This is a genomic window from Kitasatospora sp. NPDC048194 (assembly GCF_043202455.1).
In the GTDB taxonomy this organism is placed as follows: Bacteria; Actinomycetota; Actinomycetes; order Streptomycetales; family Streptomycetaceae; genus Kitasatospora.
The window spans coordinates 75554-91576 of record NZ_JBIDAK010000006.1; the positions used below are offsets into that span (position 1 = coordinate 75554).

A 16023-nucleotide genomic window follows, 5' to 3' on the forward strand; every position below is an offset into this window, starting at 1 on the left:
CCGACGGAACAACAGGCCGACGGAACAAGGGCGAACGGAACAACGGGCCGCCGGAACAACGGTCGAACGGAATAACGGGCGCGCGCCCGACGCTCGCACTCGGCGTCCGCAGTACCCGACCGGGGGAGCATCCGATGGCCGACCAGCCGTCCGGCGCCGAGGCGCCACGCCGATTCCTGTTCCTCGACGCGAGCGCGCGCGTCGGCGGCAACTCCGAGCAGCTCGCCCGGCTGGCCGCCGAGGCGAGCCTGCCGCCGGGTGCCGAGCAGCAGTGGCTGCGGCTCGCCGACCACCCGCTGCCGCCCTTCCAGGACCTTCGGCACACCGGCGACGGCGGCTACCCGGAACCGGCGGGCCACGAGCGGCTGTTGCTCGAGGCCACCATCGCGGCCACCGACCTGGTCTTCGTCGCGCCGCTCTACTGGTACTCGCTGCCCACCGCCGCCAAGCTCTACCTCGACCACTGGTCGGCCTGGCTCCGGGTGCCGGGCCTGGACTTCCAGGCCCGGATGCGGGGCGGCACCCTCTGGGGCGTCACCGCCCTGGCCGGCGGGGACGACAAGGCCGAGCCGTTGATCGGCACGCTACGGCTCACCGCCGAGTACATCGGGATGCGCTGGGGCGGCGTGCTGCTCGGCAACGGCACCCGCCCCGGGGACGTCCTGCGCGACGAGCGGGCGCTGGTCGCGGCCAAGTCCTTCTTCGCGGACTGAGCCCGGCGGCCGTCGGCGGCGGTGCCCCGCCGCCCCCTGCCGCCGCCGACGACGGTCCGCTGCCGCCCGCACCCCGCCCTCGCCCGTACCTCGCCGCCGCCCGCACTCCCACCGGCGCCGCACCCGCGCAGCCGCCCGTACCGCGCCGCCGCCCGTACCTCGCCGCCGCCCGCACCCCCACCGCACAGCGGCCCGTTCACGCCACCCCCGCCGGTGCGGTACCGTCTTCCGGACGTGTACCCGTCACGCCCCGCCGAGGTGTTTCCCGCCCGCGTGCAAAAGCCGTGACGGTGGACGGAGTTGGACGATTCGGGCGCGCCGGAGCCGGGCGCGGGCCGCAGCATGCCACCTGCCTTCCTGAGTGGCCGGATCATTCGATACTCTCCGTCGGACTTTCAGCTTCGCGGGGGGTACGTGGCGTCTGCGGCCGCCCCCTCGCGCCCGGGCCTCGCCCGGAAACTTCCGTGAGGTCTCCTTGTCCATACGTCGCAGTCTTGCCCTTGCCGGCGCCGCCGTGCTCGCGTCCTCGCTCGTGCTGGCCGGTGCCCAGGGCGCCATGGCCGTCGGCGCCACCGGCACCCCGTCCGCCGCCGCCCAGGCCGAGAAGGCGGGCCACCAGAGCCTCGACCTCTCGGTGCACGGTGTTCCCGGCACCTTCATCGCCGGTGGTGACGCCCGCGAGTTCACCTACCGGATCGACAACTCGACGAAGACCGACTTCGTCGCCTTCCCGCTGCTGAAGTTCAAGAACAAGGCGGGCTCGCTCAAGGCGAAGGACCTCAAGCTGGAGTACCAGCTGCCGGCCTCGCTGCCCGGCGGCGGCACCTGGAAGACCGCCTCCGTCGCCCCCGGCGGCGGCGACGGCGACGACAGCGCCGTGCTGATGTTCCTCGGTGACGTCACCGCCGACGGCGACGCCGCCGACGGCGCCCTGCTCTACGTGGCCCAGGGCAAGAAGATCGACATCAAGGTCCGCGCCTCCTTCACCAAGGACGCCCCGCTGGGCAAGGCCGGTGTCGTTCCGGTGGTCTACTCCGCCGACGCCAACGACGAGAACGACCACGGCCGCTTCAGCTGCGACGGGATCAAGGGCGCTGGCTTCACCATCAAGGCCGGCGGCGGCAAGCCCAGCCCCACCCCCACGCCGACCAAGACCGGCAAGCCGACCCCGACCGGCAGCGGCTCGCCCACGGCCAGCCACACGCCGACCTCCAGCGCCTCGCCGACCGCGACCGCCACCGCGACCGCCACGGCCACGGCCACCACGACGCCCACCACCGAGCCGACGACGCCCACCGCGACGCCGACCACCCCGGCCACCGGCACCGCGTCGCCGTCCGCCTCGGCCTCCGCCTCCGGCGCGCCCACCACCCCGGCCGGGTCGGACAGCAGCTCCGACGCGCCGCAGCCGATCGACTTCCCGGTCCAGAACCCGACGGTCACCCCGCCGAAGATCACCCCGGCCGGTGTCACCCAGGCCAAGTCCGCCGCCGCCACCGCGGACAAGTCCCTCGCCACCACCGGTGGCGGAGACAACACCACCGCGATCGCGGCCACCGGTGGCGCCGTCCTGGTCGCCGGTGTCGGCACCCTCGTCGTGCTGCGCCGCCGCAAGTCCGGCCAGCAGGGCTGATCCGAGAGGGCTCCCCGAGCCCCGCCGTGCCGCCCGGGTGTCCGTTCGAACGGACACCCGGGTGACACGGGCGGTTCTTCTCCGTCCCATAGGATGTCCGGCCGGAGGGGGCGGATCGGCGGGGAGAGGAACAGGTGCGGGTAGCGCGCACGGCACGGGCCACCACCGACTACGACGCTGCGGCCGGGCGGATCGCGGGACTTCCGCTCCGCCGGCACCACGTCCTGCTGACGGCCTGGACGGTGCTCTGGTTCTTCCTGGTCGAGCCCCGCGGCGGCTTCTCCTGGCACTACCTGCGCCAGGGCGAGCAGCTGCTGTTCAGCCACCAGCCCGACGGCGGCCTCTCGCTCTACGCCCACCACCCCGAGCTGCAGATCGGCCCGGTCAGTCTGGCCGCCGCCCGGCTCACCGCCCCGTTCCCGCCGCACGCCGGTGAGTTGATCGCCGAGGCGGTGAGCGCCGGGCTCGGCCTGGTGATGCTCGTCCTGGTCGGCCGCACCGCCGCGCTGTACTACCTGGGCACCGGCACCAACCACCGCCGGCTCCAGCAGCGCCTGCTGATAGCCGGGCTGGCGTTCATCCCGATGTGGGTCGAGGTCTCCGTCCGCTTCGCGCACCTGGACGACGTCCTCGCGCTGTTCTTCACCACCCTCGCCGCGCACGCCCTGGCCCGCGGGAAGCCCGTCCACGTCGCGGTCTTCCTGGCCCTCGCGGTCGATTCAAAGCCGTGGGCGATCGCCTTCGCCCCGCTGATCCTGGCCCTGCCCCGGCCCGCCTGGCTGCGCACCGCCGTCTGGTTCTGCGTGCTGGTGGCCGTCGCCTGGCTGCCGTTCTACCTCGGCAACCTGGACACCATGGCGGCCGCCAAGTTCACCATTCCCAACCAGCCCGCCTCCGCCCTGCGCTGGTTCGGCGTCACCGACCCGGCGACGCCCTGGTGGGACCGCCCGACCCAGTTCGCGCTCGGCATCGGCCTCGGCTGCGTCGCCGTCCGGCGCGGCCGCTGGCCGGCCGTGGTGCTGCTCGGCGCGGACGCCCGGATCCTGCTCGATCCGAGCGTCTACACGTACTACACGGCCTCGATCCTGCTCGGCACCCTGCTCTGGGACGCGGTCGGGCAGAAGCGGCTCGTCCCGTGGTGGAGCTGGATCGCACTGGTCGCGCTGTACGGCGGCACGCTGCTCCTGCCGTCCGACCCGGCCCGCGGCTTCGTACGGCTCGTCTTCGTGGTGGTCTCGGCCGCCTACGTGCTGCTCTGGCCCACCCAGCGGACCCGTCGGCCCCAGCCCCGGGCCCGGGGCGGCGACGGCCGCCGCCGGACGGCGGGTCGGCGGCGCGAGCGGATCCTGGTCGGCGCAGGCAACTGAGCCCGTTCGCGGCCCTGAACCTCCTCAGCCGCCTCCGGCCACCGCCCCCCGGCGAGGCCCGTCCGCGACCGGGTCCGCGGCGCCCGTGGCCGTTCCGATGCCCGCCGGCGGTGCCGGCTTGACCCTCACGCGACGTGAGAGCGGAGAGTCGTGGTCAGCACCAGGGAGGAAACCCGGATGAACGAGAACGAGGGCTACTCGGTCGGCGCCGTGGCGAAGATCGCCAAGGTGACCGTCCGCACCCTGCACCACTACGACGAGATCGGCCTGCTGGCCCCCGCGGGCCGCACCCGGGCCGGCTACCGCCGGTACGTGGACGCCGACCTCGACCGGTTGCAGCAGATCCTGTTCTACCGCGAACTCGGATTCCCCCTGGAGGAGATCGCGGCGATCCTGGACGACGGCTCGGTCAGCCCGAGCGAGCACCTCCGGCGGCAGCACCGGCTGCTGACCGACCGGATCAGGCACCTCCAGGAACTCGCCGCAGCCGTCGAACACGCCATGGAGGCACGCAGGATGGGCATTCAGCTGACCCCGGAGGAGAAGTTCGAGATCTTCGGCGAGGGCTACCAGGAGGAGTGGGAGCAGGAGGCCGAGCAGCGCTGGGGCGACACCGAGGCCTGGGCGGAGTCCCAGCGCCGCGCCGCCGGCTACACCAAGGCCGACTGGCAGCGCATCCAGGCCGAGATGACCGAGCTCAACGAGCGCCTGGTGGCGGCGGTCGCCGCCGGCGAACCCGCCGACGGCACCGTGGCCATGGACCTCGCCGAGGCCCACCGCCAGCACATCTGCCAGAACTTCTACGACTGCACGTTCACCATCCACCGCGGGCTCGCGTGCCTCTACGTCTCCGACCCGCGCTGGTCCACCACCTACGAGGACCTCGCCCCGGGCCTGGCACAGTGGCTGCACGACGCCATCGTCGCCAACGCGGACCGGAACGAGAAGGCGTAGGCGCCCGCCGCCCCAGGGGCTCCCGTGCCGCCCCGCCCGGAGGGTCACGCCACCCCGTCGGACGGAGGGTCACCCCACACCGCTCGGACGGAAGGTCACGCCACCCCGAACCCGAAGGAGCGCCGGTACGCGGTCGGCGAGGTCCGCATCACCCGGCCGAAGTGGTGGCGGAAGGTCGCCGCGCTCTCGAAGCCGACCGCCGCTGCGATCTCCTCCACCGTGCCGTCCGGGGACTCCAGCAGCGGCAGACTGGCCGCGATGCGCTGGGTGACGACCCAGCGCATCGGGCTGGTGCCGTTGCGCGCGGTGAAGTGCCGCAGGTACGACCGGTCCGACATCCGGGCCGCGCGGGCGAGCACCGACACGGTCAGTGCTTCCGACAGGTGGTCCAGCGCCCACTGCATGCTCCGGGCGACCCCGTCGTCCTCCTCCTCGACCGGCCGGACCGCCGCCTCGATGAACTGCGCCTGCCCGCCGTCCCGGTGCGGTGCCACCACGAAGCGGCGGGCCACGGTGTTGGCCACCTTGGCACCGTGGTCCCGGCGCACCAGGTGCAGGCACAGGTCGATGCCGGCGGCGCTGCCCGCGCTGGTCAGCACGTCGCCGTTGTCCACGTACAGCACGTCGGGGTTGACCCGCACCTTCGGGTGGCGCCGCTGGAGCAGCTCGGCGTACCGCCAGTGGGTGGTCGCCTCCCGGCCGTCCAGTAGCCCGGCGGCGGCCAGTGCGAAGGCGCCCGAGCAGATCGACACGATCCGGGCGCCGCGCTCGTGCGCCGTCCGCAGCGCCGCCACCAGCGCGGGCGGTACGTCGCCACTGCCGGCGTTGCGCACGCCCGGGACGACCACGGTGTCGGCTGCCGCCAGGTCGTCCAGCCCGTGCCTGGCGGTCAGCGCGAAGCCGCCCACCGCCTCCAGCTCCGTCCCGGGCCGGTCGGCGCACACCTTCAGCCCGTACCAGGGTGCGGCCAGCAGGCCGACCAGCTCCGGCCGCGCCAGCCCGAACACCTCCACCACCACGCCGAGTTCGAACGGCGCCATGCCCTCGAAGGCGTACACCGCGACATCGTGCACGGGCTCCGGGCGCAGGCCGATGGCGACGGCCACCGGTCGCGACCGGGCGGCCCGGTCCTCGGCGATCTGCTCGGCCATGCGAACCCCCTGCTCACGGGTGGCGGATTCCCGGTGAGTGTAGTCGTCCCGGCCACGCCGGACCTTTCCGCGAATCGCCCTGCAACCTCGGCCCGGCCCGTACGTCCTTCAGTACGGGGGCGGAGGGAACCGGGCCGCGACAGGCTGCGAGGATCTCCCCGATCACGATCTTGATCAGGTGGGCCTGACGGGCCGGCGCACGCCGGCACCGTCCTGGGGGAAAGCAGACCGCACATGTCCATGGCCATCGGGCCGATCAGCGCGCCGGTGGGACGGCGCGGCTTCTCCGTCCGCGGAGTGGTCACCGCGCTGTTCGGCGGGTTGGAGGCGGCCGGCGAGCCGCTCGTCGGCCCCACCCCGGACCAGCAGGCGGCCCAGCGCCGCTCCGGCTTCCGGCTGCTGCGCGGCGGCCGCAAGCCCGCCGAGGACCGGCCCACCCTGACCGACCTCTACCACGCCCACCGGCTGGGCCTGGTACGGATGGCGGTGCTCCTGGTGGACCACCAGGACCTGGCCGAGGACGTCGTGCAGGAAGCTTTCACCCAGCTCTACCAGCGCTACGGAGAGCACCTGGACGACCTCGACAACGCCCTCGGCTACCTGCGGACCTCGGTGGTCAACGGCGCCCGCTCGATGCTGCGCCGCCGCAAGACCGCCCGTGAGTACGTGCCCCCGCACGAGGCCGACGCGCCCTCCGCCGAGGACCACGCGGTGCTCAACGACGAGCACCGCCGGGTGCTCGTCGCCCTGCAGGAGTTGACCCCCCGCCAGCGCGAGGTGCTGGTGCTGCGCTACTGGTCCGACCTGTCGGAGGCGCAGATAGCCGAGACCCTGGGGCTGTCCCGGGGTGCCGTGAAGTCCACCGCCAGCCGGGCCCTGGACGCTCTGGAAAAGCACCTGGAGAAGGTTCGATGACCGACGAGTTCCCCCGCCCGGGCGGCGGTGACGGCGACGGGCCGGCCGAGACCCCGACGGAACGGCTGCTCCGCGAGGCGATGAACGCCCGGGCGTCCATGGTCACCGCCCATGGCCTGCGCCCCGCCGCGCCCCCGAAGAGCCGGGTGCGCAGGCTCCGCCCGCTGTACCTGACCACCGCACCGATCCTCGCCCTGGCCGCGTCCCTGGCCATCGGCGTGCTCGCCTTCCACGGCGACCCGGTCGCCAAGCAGGACGTCCCGCCGCCCCCGGCCGCCGACCTCACCGCCTCCCCCAGCCCGACGGCCACCCCCAGCACCACCCCGAGCCCGACGGCCACCCCCACCGGCACCGGCACCCCGACCGACGACGCGGAGACGGACACCCCGCTCGCGGACGTCAGCCCGAGCACGACCCGGACGGCCACCGGCGCCCCGACGGGGGCGGCGAGCTCCTACAGCTTCCGTGGCGTGAAGTTCAAGGTCCCGGCGGGCTGGAAGGCTGTTCAGGTGACGGACCGCGGGGTGTGCGTCCTGAGCCCGGGTGCGCCGGCCGATCCGCAGCAGAACTGGTCGACCAGCATGTGCGCGCCGTACGGTGTCCTGCTCGTCGCCTACAACTCCTCGGACGAGCTCAAGGGCGGCGCCTGGCCGATGATGGGAGACCTGGAGTCACTCGACGGCTGGAGTCACCAGGGAGCCTGTCCGGTCTGGGGCAACCCCCACACGCCCGGCGCGCAGGAGGTGAACAGCAGCGATCCGGACCGGACTTTCCCCACGGTGGCCGGTCGTTCCGCGAACAAGTCGCAGTGGCAGGCGAGCTGCGGCAAGGACTCCTTCACGGCTCAGATCTGGGCACTGCCCAAGGACCAGGTGTTCGTCGCGGCGGCGGGTCTCAAGGACGACTACCAGGCCGGACTGACCTCGATCGTCAACAGCCTCGACGTGAGCGGACACCAGGCTCCGCCGGTGTCTCCCGAGGCCAGCAGCGACGACATCGCGGTCAGCTACGACGGCCTGGCGGACGGCCAGAAGGTGCTGGCCGGGGGCCCGGTCGTCACCTTCTCGGTGATCTACCGCAACACCGGTCACAGCACGTACAGCCAACTGGAGCCGCTGGTCGTCACCGACCACTACCCGGGTTCACCGCCGGCGCAGGTCGTGTGGACGGGCAACGACGGCACCCTCGAGCGCCAGGACGGCGGGACCTGGAAGCAGGTGGCGATGTCACCGGGCAGCGACATGGGCTACGCGGTGGCCGACCCCGCCTCGCTGTTCTCCCTGGCTCCGGGCCAGAGCAAGAAGGTGACCTACCGGCTGACGGTCGGCGCCGGGAACGGCCCCGGGGACATGCCCGTGAAGGCCCAGGTGATGCTTCCGTACAGCGGTAGCAAGCTGACGGTGCTCGGCGAGAAGGACATCACCGTGAAGATCGCCAAGTGACGCCGAGGGCCCGGCCTCCCGGAGGGGAGACCGGGCCCTTCGGGCAGCCGGCTCAGGCCAGCGAGGCCATCCAGGCCTCGACGTCCTCGGCGCGGCGCGGCAGCCCCGCCGAGAGGTTCTCGTTGCCGTCGGCCGTGACGAGGATGTCGTCCTCGATCCGGACGCCGATGCCGCGGTACTCCTCCGGGACGGTCAGGTCGTCCTGCTGGAAGTACAGGCCGGGCTCGACGGTGAGCACCATGCCGGGGACGAGCAGGGCGTCGACGTGCTCCTCGCGGCGCGAGTGGGCGCAGTCGTGGACGTCCAGGCCGAGCATGTGGCCGGTGCCGTGGAGGGTCCAGCGGCGCTGCAGACCGAGTTCCAGGACCTTGTCGACGTCGTACGCGGAGGCGTCCAGCAGGCCCCAGGCGAGCAGGCGCTCGGCGAGGACGCGCTGCGAGGCCTCGTGGAAGTCGCGGAAGCGGGCGCCCGGCCTGACGGCGGCGATGCCGGCCTCCTGGGCGTCGTACACCGCGTCGTAGATCTTCCGCTGCAGCTCGGTGAAGCGGCCGTTGATCGGCAGGGTGCGGGTGACGTCGGCGGTGTAGAGGGTGTGGGTCTCCACGCCGGCGTCCAGCAGCAGCAGCTCCCCGGGGCGCACCTCGCCGTCGTTGCGGACCCAGTGCAGGGTGGTGGCGTGGGGGCCGGCGGCGGCGATGGTGCCGTAGCCGACGTCGTTGCCCTCGACCCGGGCGCGGCGCCAGAAGGTGCCCTCGATCCAGCGCTCCGAGGTGGCGACGGCCTGGCCGAGCTCGCGGACCACGTCGGTGAAGCCGTTGACGGTGGCGTCGCAGGCGGCGCGCAGCTCGCCGATCTCCCACTCGTCCTTGACCAGCCGCAGGCCGCTCAGGAACTCCTTGAACTCGGCGTCCTTGTCGGCGTCCAGCACCTCGGCGAGCGCGGCCTCCAGGCCGGCGTCGTAGCCGCGCACGATGCGGGTGGGCACGGCGGGGTCGGCGGCCTTCGCGGCCAGCTCCTCGGCGGCCTTGCGGACGTCGCGCGCGGGCAGGCCGAGCAGCTGCTCCTGCTCGCTCAGGCTGTGCCGGCGGCCGACCCACAGTTCGCCGTAGCCGTCGAGCCAGAACTCGCCGTTCTCGCGGTCGGAGCGCGGCAGCAGGTAGAGGGTGAACTCGTGGCCGGCCTGCCCGGTCGGCTCGGCGACGAGCACCGCGTCCTCGGTCCGGTCACCGGTGAGGTGCACGTACTCGCTGGCGGCGCGGAAGTTGTAGTCCGTGTCGTTGGAACGCACCCGCAGGTTGCCGGCCGGGACGACCAGGCGCTCGCCGGGGTAGGCGGCGGAGAGCCGGGCGCGGCGCTCGGCGGCGTACGGTGCCTGGGCGATCGGGGCGAGGCCGTGCAGCTCGGTGTCGGCCCAGCCGGACTTCATGGAGGCGGCCAGCTCGTCCGAGATCTCGCCGTACAGGCCGTTCTTGCGACCACTGAACTGCTGCGGCTCCTCGCCGCCCTCGGCCTCGGGGTTCTCGGCCACTGCGGGGGTCCGGTCCTCGGTCACGTGCAACGCCTCCTTGGGGGGTGGTACCGCCGCCCGTCGGGGGAGGTGTCGGATCGCGACACGCGCGGGCGGCCGTCCGTCCATGGTACGGACGCCCGGCCGCCCGCCGGTTCGGGCCCCCTGAGCGGGCCCCTGGCGCGAGCCCCCTGAGCGGGCCCCTGGCGCGGGCCCCCTGAGCGGGCCCCCGGCGCGGACCTCGGGCGGGCCCGGTGGCCACTACTCGAAGCGCGCTCCCAGCAGCATCAGGTCATCGGTGGCGGAGCCGGCCGAGGAGGCCGATCCGGCGTCCGGCTCGGGGCAGACGGCCAGCAGGTGGGCGCACAGCCGGTCCGGGTCGATCCGCACGTCGCGCGGGGCGTCGGCGGCGGCCCGGCGCAGGTTGGCCTGTCCGGCGTGCAGGGTGGGGCCGCAGCGGCGGGCCAGGCCCTCGGTGTAGAGCAGCAGGGTGTCGCCGCGTTCGGCGGTGAACTCGACCCCGGGGGCCTCCCAGCAGGCCAGCATGCCGAGCGGCGCGGAGAGCGAGGTCTCGACGAACTCGGCGCCGTGCCGGCCGACCAGGATCGGCGGGCAGTGTCCGGCACCGGCGAGGGTGACCCGGCGCTCCTCCGGCTCGATCCAGGCGTAGACGGCGGTGGCGGTGCGGGTCGGCTCGGTGGTCTTGAGCAGCAGTTCCAGGTCGCCGAGGACGGAGACCGGGTCCTCGCCCTCGAGCACCGCGTAGGCCCGCAGCGCGGCCCGGATCCGGCCCATCGCGGCGGCGGCGCCGGGTGCGGAGCCGGGGCCCGCGCCGGGGCCGTCGCCGAAGACCGAGCCGACGGTGAGGCCGACGGTGCCGTCCGGCAGCGGGATGGCGTCGTACCAGTCGCTGCCGCAGGAGCGGTCCAGGCCGGCCGGGACGAGCCGGGCGGCCAGTCGCAGCCCGTCCTGCCGGGGGAGCCGGTCCGGCAGCAGGCCGCGGCGCAGCGCCTCGGTGGTGCGCAGGACGCGCTCGGCCTCCAGCTGCTTGGCGAGCAGCGGCGCGGCGGTCTCGCAGTAGCGGCGGGCGAGTTCGCGCCGGCAGCCGGTGGGGGAGGCGGGCCGGTCGTAGAACCAGACGGCGGCCGCGAGCGGGCCGTCCTCGATGGTGGCCAGCGGCAGGCCGAAGGCGCCGCCGAGGCCGAGGTGGACGGCCAGTTCGCGGAGCCGGTCGCCGATGGCCGGGTCCTCGGCGAGGTCGGCGGAGTGCAGTTGTTCGGGGCGGTCCCGTTCGCGTAGCAGCATGGCGAGCAGGCTCTGCTCGGTGGGGACGGTCTCCAGGGCGCCGAGGCTGGCCCGGTCGAGGCCGAGGCCGACGGGTTGGCCGGGGCCGCCGCCCGGCATCAGGGTGACCAGGACTCCCCGGTCGGCGCCGAGCAGTGCGGCGCCGGAGGCGAGGACGGCGTCCAGGGTGGCGGTGAGGCCGCGGGCGCGGGCGAGCCGTTCGGTGTGCTCGTGCAGGCTGGTGATATCGGACAGGCGTCCGGCCAAACGGTCCTGCACGGTGCCGGAGGGCGCCGCGAGGTCGCCCCCGGTTCCCTCCGGGGTGTCGGCGGGGCCGGGCAGACCCGGCGGGTCGAGGACGGTGAGGCCGCCCGGGCAGCCGGGTTCGCAGAGCTCGGCGGTCGTCGGCGACGGGTGGGAGGTCGACGGGTGGGACTCGGTCATGCCGCCACTCCTGACGCGGTGCTACGTGCCATGCGGAACCCCCAGATACGGCCGATGTGGAGCGAGCACGGCCAAAGGACGCGTTTCGTCTCGTTTCGCTACTACTCGTCATTGATCGACAGCAATGCCACCACTTCTACACAGGCCATTCGGGGCATGTCCAGATCCGGGGCGCCGCGGTGGCCGTTCCGCTCCGTCATCACCCCGGTCGGAGGGCGTGAACGGTTCGTGCGCGCGCCGGTCGGGTCCGCAGGCATGGAGGGGGCCGGGAGCGGGCAGAACCGTGGGGACGGACCGGGCGGCCGTCCGGATCGTATGCCCGAGCCGCCCGCGCATTGGGCCGGCCGGAAGTCTCTCACTCGTACGGTGGAACCGAGCGCGCCCGGGCGGCGTCCATCCGGTCGCATACGGGATTCTCGTTCCAAGGGCCTGTTCCAGTGCGCGGCCCTTCTCATGTCGTGCTCCACACCGTGCTCCACGTCGTAGCCGCGCCGTCCGCCGTGCCGCCCGCCCCGCTCCGCGCCGCCCGGGGCCGTGCCGCCGCGGGCCCGCGTGGCGAGTCCCGACGGATGCCGGTGGGGCGGAGCGAACCGAGCGGTCAGGGAAAGGAACGAGCGCCATGCGTGAGAACCCGAAGAGCCGGCCGAAGGAGTCGTCCGCCCGGTTGGACGCGGCCCTGACGGCCGCCGTCGAGTACCGCTGGCCGGTGGTGCCGGGCACCGTGCTGTGCGGTGGGCGCTGCTCCTGCGGGGATCCGGACTGCCCGGTGCCCGGCGCGCATCCGCACGACCCGTCGCTGCTGGCCGCCACCACGGACCCCCGGATGGTGCGCTGGTGGTGGGAGCGGCAGAGCCCGGACGCGCCGGTGCTGGCGGCCACCGGCTCCGCCGTCGCCGCGGTCTCGCTGCCCGCGGCGGCCGGGGCGCGGGCCCTGGTCTACCTGGGCGCGCTGCGGCTGCCGCTCGGCCCGGTGCTCGCGATGCCGGGCCGCTACGCGTTGCTGGTGGCCCCGTACTCGCTCGACGCACTCGGCGAGATGCTCGCCCAACTCCCTTGGGTACCGGGATCGTTGCGCTACCACGGGCCGGGCGGATTCCTCCCGCTGCCGCCCGGCGGGGCGGCCGCGGGGGTCCCCCCGGTCGGAGGCTGGGGGAGGGTGCGCTGGGTGCTGGCGCCGAAGCCGGCGGCGGACGGTGGCGTCCGGCTGCCGCAGGTCGGGCCGCTGCTGGGCGAGTTGGTGGACGCGACGGTCCGGCTGGACAGCGGGCACTCGGCGCACTGACCGGCGCCGGCTTCGCGGGCCCTCCGGGGCCCGCTCGGGCGGGCCGTTCGAACGGGCCGCTCCGGAAAGCAAAAGATCCGGCCGCTGGCGACGGGGGATGCACCAGCGGCCGGACTCTTTAGACAGTAACAAGGATCCGCGCCCGCGCCAATTTCCAAGAGGCCCTCCAGGGCCGGAAATTGCCCCTTCATGGCGACAATGTGACGCGTATCACCCGAATCCAGCGGGCTTTAGTTCAAGGTGACCTGACGGTTCACCAGGTTCGCGCGGGCGCGCCGCTCCTCGGCGGTCAGCGGGGTCCCGTCGGCGAGGACGGCCGAGAGGCGCTCGGCGAACTCCGCGGCCGGCTTCTCGCAGTCGGTGGCGGTCATGGCGAGCGGGAGGTCCCACACCGGGACGGTCAGGCCGTGCGCCCGGAAGGAGCCGACCAGGCGGGTGTCCGGGCCGAGCGAGGCCTCGCCGGCGGCGTTCAGCCGGGCCAGCGCGTCCAGCAGCTTCTCCTCGGGCACGGTCATCACCCAGCGCAGGTGGTTCTTGTCCGGGGTGCCGCACCAGTAGGCGGCGTCCAGGCCCGCCAGCTTCTCGGTCGGGATGGCCGAGGCGTTGGCGCGCTCCAGCGAGGCGGCGACCTCGCCGGTGGCGGTCTCGGCGTCCTCCAGCCAGAACTCGAAGCCGGTGTGCACGGTGGGCGTGAACTCGGCGGTGGTGTCCAGCAGGTCCTGGAGGCGGCGCCCGCCCGGCACGGTCCGGCGGGCCGGCACCGGGGTGCCGGGCTCGGTGGCCAGGGCCAGCTCCAGGGCGTCCGCGAGGTCCCGGCTGAGGTCGCCGGAGGCGGACTGGGTCTGGAGGCCGAGCAGGATCGAGCCGTCCTGGCGGCGCAGGGCCGGCCAGGCCAGCGGCAGCACGGTTGCCAGGGTGACGGACGGGACGTCGCCGTTGGCGGTCTCGGCGACCCCGGGCGCGAGCGTCAGCGGCGCCGTGGCGGCCGGCACCAGCTCGCGCAGCGCCACCCAGTCGGCCTCGCCCGGCAGGCCCTCGAACGGGCGGTGCACCAGCTCCTGCACCGCGTGCGAGGCCTCCCGGCCGTGGCAGGCCTTGTAGCGGCGGCCGGAGCCGCAGGGGCAGTTCTCACGGGCCCCGACCACGGGGATTTCGCCCGCGACGGCGGTGGTGGACTGGCGCTGCGGCGCCTTCTTGGCGGCCTTCTTGCCCATGGTGCGGCTCTCCCGGGAACGGTGGTCCTTTGCTCCGGGAAGCCTACTGACGTTCCCCGGGCACGCGGGAACGCGTCGGGGCCGGCGCCGTACGGGCGTCCGGTCGGCAGGCGTGCGGCCCGCCGTACGGGCGTCCGGTCGGCAGGTGTGCGGCCCGCCGTACGGGCGCCTGGTCCGCCGGTGTGCGGCCCGCCGTACGGGCGTCCGGTCCGCAGGCATGTGGCCGACGTACGGGCGCCTGGTCCGCCGGTGCGCGGTCGGCGGCCGGCGGCAGGAGAGCGGTGGCCGTGGGACGGCGCGTCAGGCGCTGCGCGCGTCGCCGCCGGTGCGCCGGGCGTGCCGGGCCCGGGTGGGCAGTGCTGCCCAGACCGTCACCTCGCCGGGCGCGTCGCGCACCCCCCAGTCGCCGGCCAGCTGGTCGACGATGCTCAGGCCGCGGCCGCCGCGCGAGGTCAGCGAGGGGCTGGCGGGCAGCGGCCGGGTGGCCGCGCCGCCGTCGGTGACCTCCAGGGTGAGCACGCCGTCCGCGTGCACCTGCCAGCGGACCAGCACCCCGCCGTCCGGTCCGTCCGAGCCGTCCGTGCCCTCGCCGTGCTCCCGGCCGTCCACCGCAGGGTGCGGCCCGGAGGGGACGCCGACCAGCAGCTGGTCCACCACCTCGGCCCGGGCCCCGCGGCCGAGGGCGGGGAGCGGACCGAGCGGGCGGGCGTACCGACAGGCGTTGCTCAACAGCTCGGAGAGGACCAGGACGGCGTCGTCGATCACCGGCTCGGGTATCCGCCGCTCCCCCAGGTCCCGACGCAGCCTGCGCCGGGCGACGCCGACACTCGCCGGACAGTGCGGTACTGCCATGGTCGAAGAAGTCGGCCCGACTTCTGCGGGCACCGAACGCGCCACCATCAACGCCACCCCCGGACCTCCTTCAGCGTATGCCGAGGGATGGATGCCCCTTGGTAATGCGTTGGAAACGACCGCCGGAGGATCCCGGGGGTCCATTTCCGGCGGTGCGACTCAGGGTCGACGAGAGGTCATTCCGTGCTCACCCTCCGTCGCGCCGACAGCAGGAATTCCGGCAAAACCGTGCACGGAAGGTTTGGCTGCCGACCGGAGGGATCACGTTCGTCCGGCCCGGTCCCCGGCCCGCCGCCCGAGCACCGCCCGAGCACCGCCCGACCACCGTTCCCCCCGCCGGACGATCACCGGGCGATCGCCGGACGATCACCGCCCGAGCTGCGCCAGCACCTCGGCGGGCCGGTTGGTGATGATCGCGGACACCCCCAGCTCCAGGCAGAGTTCGACGTCGGCCGGCTCGTCCACCGTCCACACGTGCACCTGGTGCCCCAGCTCCCGCAGCCGGGTGACCAGCTGCGGCCGGGCCCGGACCAGGTCGATGCCCGGACCGGCGATCCGGGCCCCGCCCGGCAGCGGACCGCCCGGCCGCAGACGGCCCAGCAGCGGCAGCATCCGTTCGAACAGGAACACCCGCTGGTACTCCGGCGCGTCGAGGGCCACCCGGTTCAGCGCGATCGAGGAGAAGCTCATGATCCGGGCGGACGGGCGGTCGCCCTCCCGGCTCGCGCCGATCTTGAACCGTTCCAGCATCCGCAGCAGCTCGGCCTCGACCCGGCCGCGGAAGCGCACCGGGTGCTTGGTCTCGATCGCCAGGTCCACCGGGCGCCCGCAGTCCACCACCAGCTCCAGCAGGCGCTCCAGCCGCAGCACGCCGCGCAGCTCGGGGTCGGTGCTGGGGCGGCCGGTCTTCCAGGCGCCGAAGTCGTACGCCTCCAGCTGGGCCAGCGTCATCGCGGAGACGGTGCCCTGGCCGTTCGACACCCGGCCGATGCGGCGGTCGTGCACGCAGACCAGCTCGCCGTCGGCCGTCACCCGGACGTCGCACTCGACGGCGTCCGCGCCCTCGTCGAGCGCGCGCCGGTAGGCCGCGAGGGTGTGCTCGGGCAGGGCGTGGGAGGAACCGCGGTGGGCGATCACCTGGACGGAGGGCGCGGTGCGCGCCTGCGTCGAGGACAGGTCTGGGCTGGTCACGGCCCCAACGATAGGCGGCGCAGGTGAAGCGGAGGCGAAGGCGGTCCCAATCCCCGGGGCCGACTCCGCCTCCC

13 protein-coding genes are annotated in these 16023 nt (G+C 74.1%); 7 read left to right on the top strand and 6 right to left on the bottom strand.

Annotated features, from left to right (window positions below):
• The first annotated feature begins 134 nt into the window (after nt 1-134).
• From ACGF07_RS10425 to ACGF07_RS10440, 4 genes are all read left to right on the top strand, one after another.
• On the top strand, nt 135-713 hold the full coding sequence (locus ACGF07_RS10425; protein ID WP_392897174.1) for a flavodoxin family protein: 579 nt from the start codon (nt 135-137) through the stop codon (nt 711-713).
• Between the two features lie 475 nt (nt 714-1188).
• Nucleotides 1189-2346, top strand: a complete 1158-nt coding sequence (locus ACGF07_RS10430) for an LPXTG cell wall anchor domain-containing protein (RefSeq protein WP_392897176.1) — start codon at nt 1189-1191, stop codon at nt 2344-2346.
• A 134-nt stretch (nt 2347-2480) separates the two neighbouring features.
• Complete coding sequence (locus ACGF07_RS10435; RefSeq protein ID WP_392897178.1) at nt 2481-3713, top strand: hypothetical protein; 1233 nt, start codon at nt 2481-2483, stop codon at nt 3711-3713.
• Between the two features lie 177 nt (nt 3714-3890).
• Nucleotides 3891-4667: a MerR family transcriptional regulator gene (locus ACGF07_RS10440; protein WP_350742828.1), complete on the top strand. Its 777-nt coding sequence runs from the start codon at nt 3891-3893 to the stop codon at nt 4665-4667.
• 95 nt (nt 4668-4762) lie between these two features.
• Here the strand turns inward: ACGF07_RS10440 and ACGF07_RS10445 are convergent, their stop codons facing one another.
• Nucleotides 4763-5818: a helix-turn-helix domain-containing protein gene (locus ACGF07_RS10445; RefSeq protein WP_392897180.1), complete on the bottom strand. Its 1056-nt coding sequence runs from the start codon at nt 5816-5818 to the stop codon at nt 4763-4765.
• 234 nt (nt 5819-6052) lie between these two features.
• Between ACGF07_RS10445 and ACGF07_RS10450 the strand changes: the two genes are divergently transcribed.
• Entirely contained in the window at nt 6053-6733 is a 681-nt protein-coding gene (locus ACGF07_RS10450) for an RNA polymerase sigma factor (protein ID WP_392897181.1), read from the top strand.
• Nucleotides 6730-8175, top strand: coding sequence for a hypothetical protein (locus ACGF07_RS10455; RefSeq protein ID WP_392897183.1), 1446 nt, complete (start codon nt 6730-6732; stop codon nt 8173-8175). Before ACGF07_RS10450 ends, ACGF07_RS10455 begins: the two co-directional genes overlap by 4 nt.
• A gap of 52 nt (nt 8176-8227) precedes the next feature.
• On the opposite strand, the gene ACGF07_RS10460 is transcribed toward ACGF07_RS10455, so the two are convergent.
• Complete coding sequence (locus tag ACGF07_RS10460) at nt 8228-9727, bottom strand: aminopeptidase P family protein (protein ID WP_392897185.1); 1500 nt, start codon at nt 9725-9727, stop codon at nt 8228-8230.
• Nucleotides 9728-9943: 216 nt separating this feature from the next.
• On the bottom strand, nt 9944-11410 hold the full coding sequence (locus tag ACGF07_RS10465) for a PP2C family protein-serine/threonine phosphatase (RefSeq protein WP_392897187.1): 1467 nt from the start codon (nt 11408-11410) through the stop codon (nt 9944-9946).
• Between the two features lie 619 nt (nt 11411-12029).
• Here ACGF07_RS10465 and ACGF07_RS10470 point away from each other — a divergent pair.
• The gene (locus tag ACGF07_RS10470) at nt 12030-12692 is read left to right on the top strand and encodes a bifunctional DNA primase/polymerase (RefSeq protein ID WP_350742816.1); all 663 of its coding nucleotides are present in this window, start codon (nt 12030-12032) and stop codon (nt 12690-12692) included.
• 230 nt (nt 12693-12922) lie between these two features.
• Here the strand turns inward: ACGF07_RS10470 and ACGF07_RS10475 are convergent, their stop codons facing one another.
• The 3 genes from ACGF07_RS10475 to ACGF07_RS10485 form a co-directional block, all read right to left on the bottom strand.
• A complete protein-coding gene (locus ACGF07_RS10475; protein ID WP_392897189.1) occupies nt 12923-13906 on the bottom strand; it encodes a DUF5926 family protein in 984 nt (327 codons plus the stop codon).
• Nucleotides 13907-14206: 300 nt separating this feature from the next.
• Nucleotides 14207-14758 (bottom strand): ATP-binding protein, encoded by a 552-nt coding sequence (locus tag ACGF07_RS10480; protein WP_350742812.1) that lies wholly within the window; start codon nt 14756-14758, stop codon nt 14207-14209.
• A 366-nt stretch (nt 14759-15124) separates the two neighbouring features.
• Entirely contained in the window at nt 15125-15949 is an 825-nt protein-coding gene (locus tag ACGF07_RS10485) for a glycerophosphodiester phosphodiesterase family protein (RefSeq protein WP_350742810.1), read from the bottom strand.
• Nucleotides 15950-16023: the final 74 nt, after the last annotated feature.

Coding starts and splice junctions, on each gene's coding strand:
- ACGF07_RS10425 (WP_392897174.1), top strand. CDS start 135: ATGGCCGACCAGCCGTCCGGCGCCGAGGCGCCACGCCGATTCCTGTTC.
- ACGF07_RS10440 (WP_350742828.1), top strand. CDS start 3,891: ATGAACGAGAACGAGGGCTACTCGGTCGGCGCCGTGGCGAAGATCGCC.
- ACGF07_RS10445 (WP_392897180.1), bottom strand. CDS start 5,818: ATGGCCGAGCAGATCGCCGAGGACCGGGCCGCCCGGTCGCGACCGGTG.
- ACGF07_RS10450 (WP_392897181.1), top strand. CDS start 6,053: ATGTCCATGGCCATCGGGCCGATCAGCGCGCCGGTGGGACGGCGCGGC.
- ACGF07_RS10455 (WP_392897183.1), top strand. CDS start 6,730: ATGACCGACGAGTTCCCCCGCCCGGGCGGCGGTGACGGCGACGGGCCG.
- ACGF07_RS10465 (WP_392897187.1), bottom strand. CDS start 11,410: ATGACCGAGTCCCACCCGTCGACCTCCCACCCGTCGCCGACGACCGCC.
- ACGF07_RS10470 (WP_350742816.1), top strand. CDS start 12,030: ATGCGTGAGAACCCGAAGAGCCGGCCGAAGGAGTCGTCCGCCCGGTTG.
- ACGF07_RS10475 (WP_392897189.1), bottom strand. CDS start 13,906: ATGGGCAAGAAGGCCGCCAAGAAGGCGCCGCAGCGCCAGTCCACCACC.
- ACGF07_RS10480 (WP_350742812.1), bottom strand. CDS start 14,758: ATGGCAGTACCGCACTGTCCGGCGAGTGTCGGCGTCGCCCGGCGCAGG.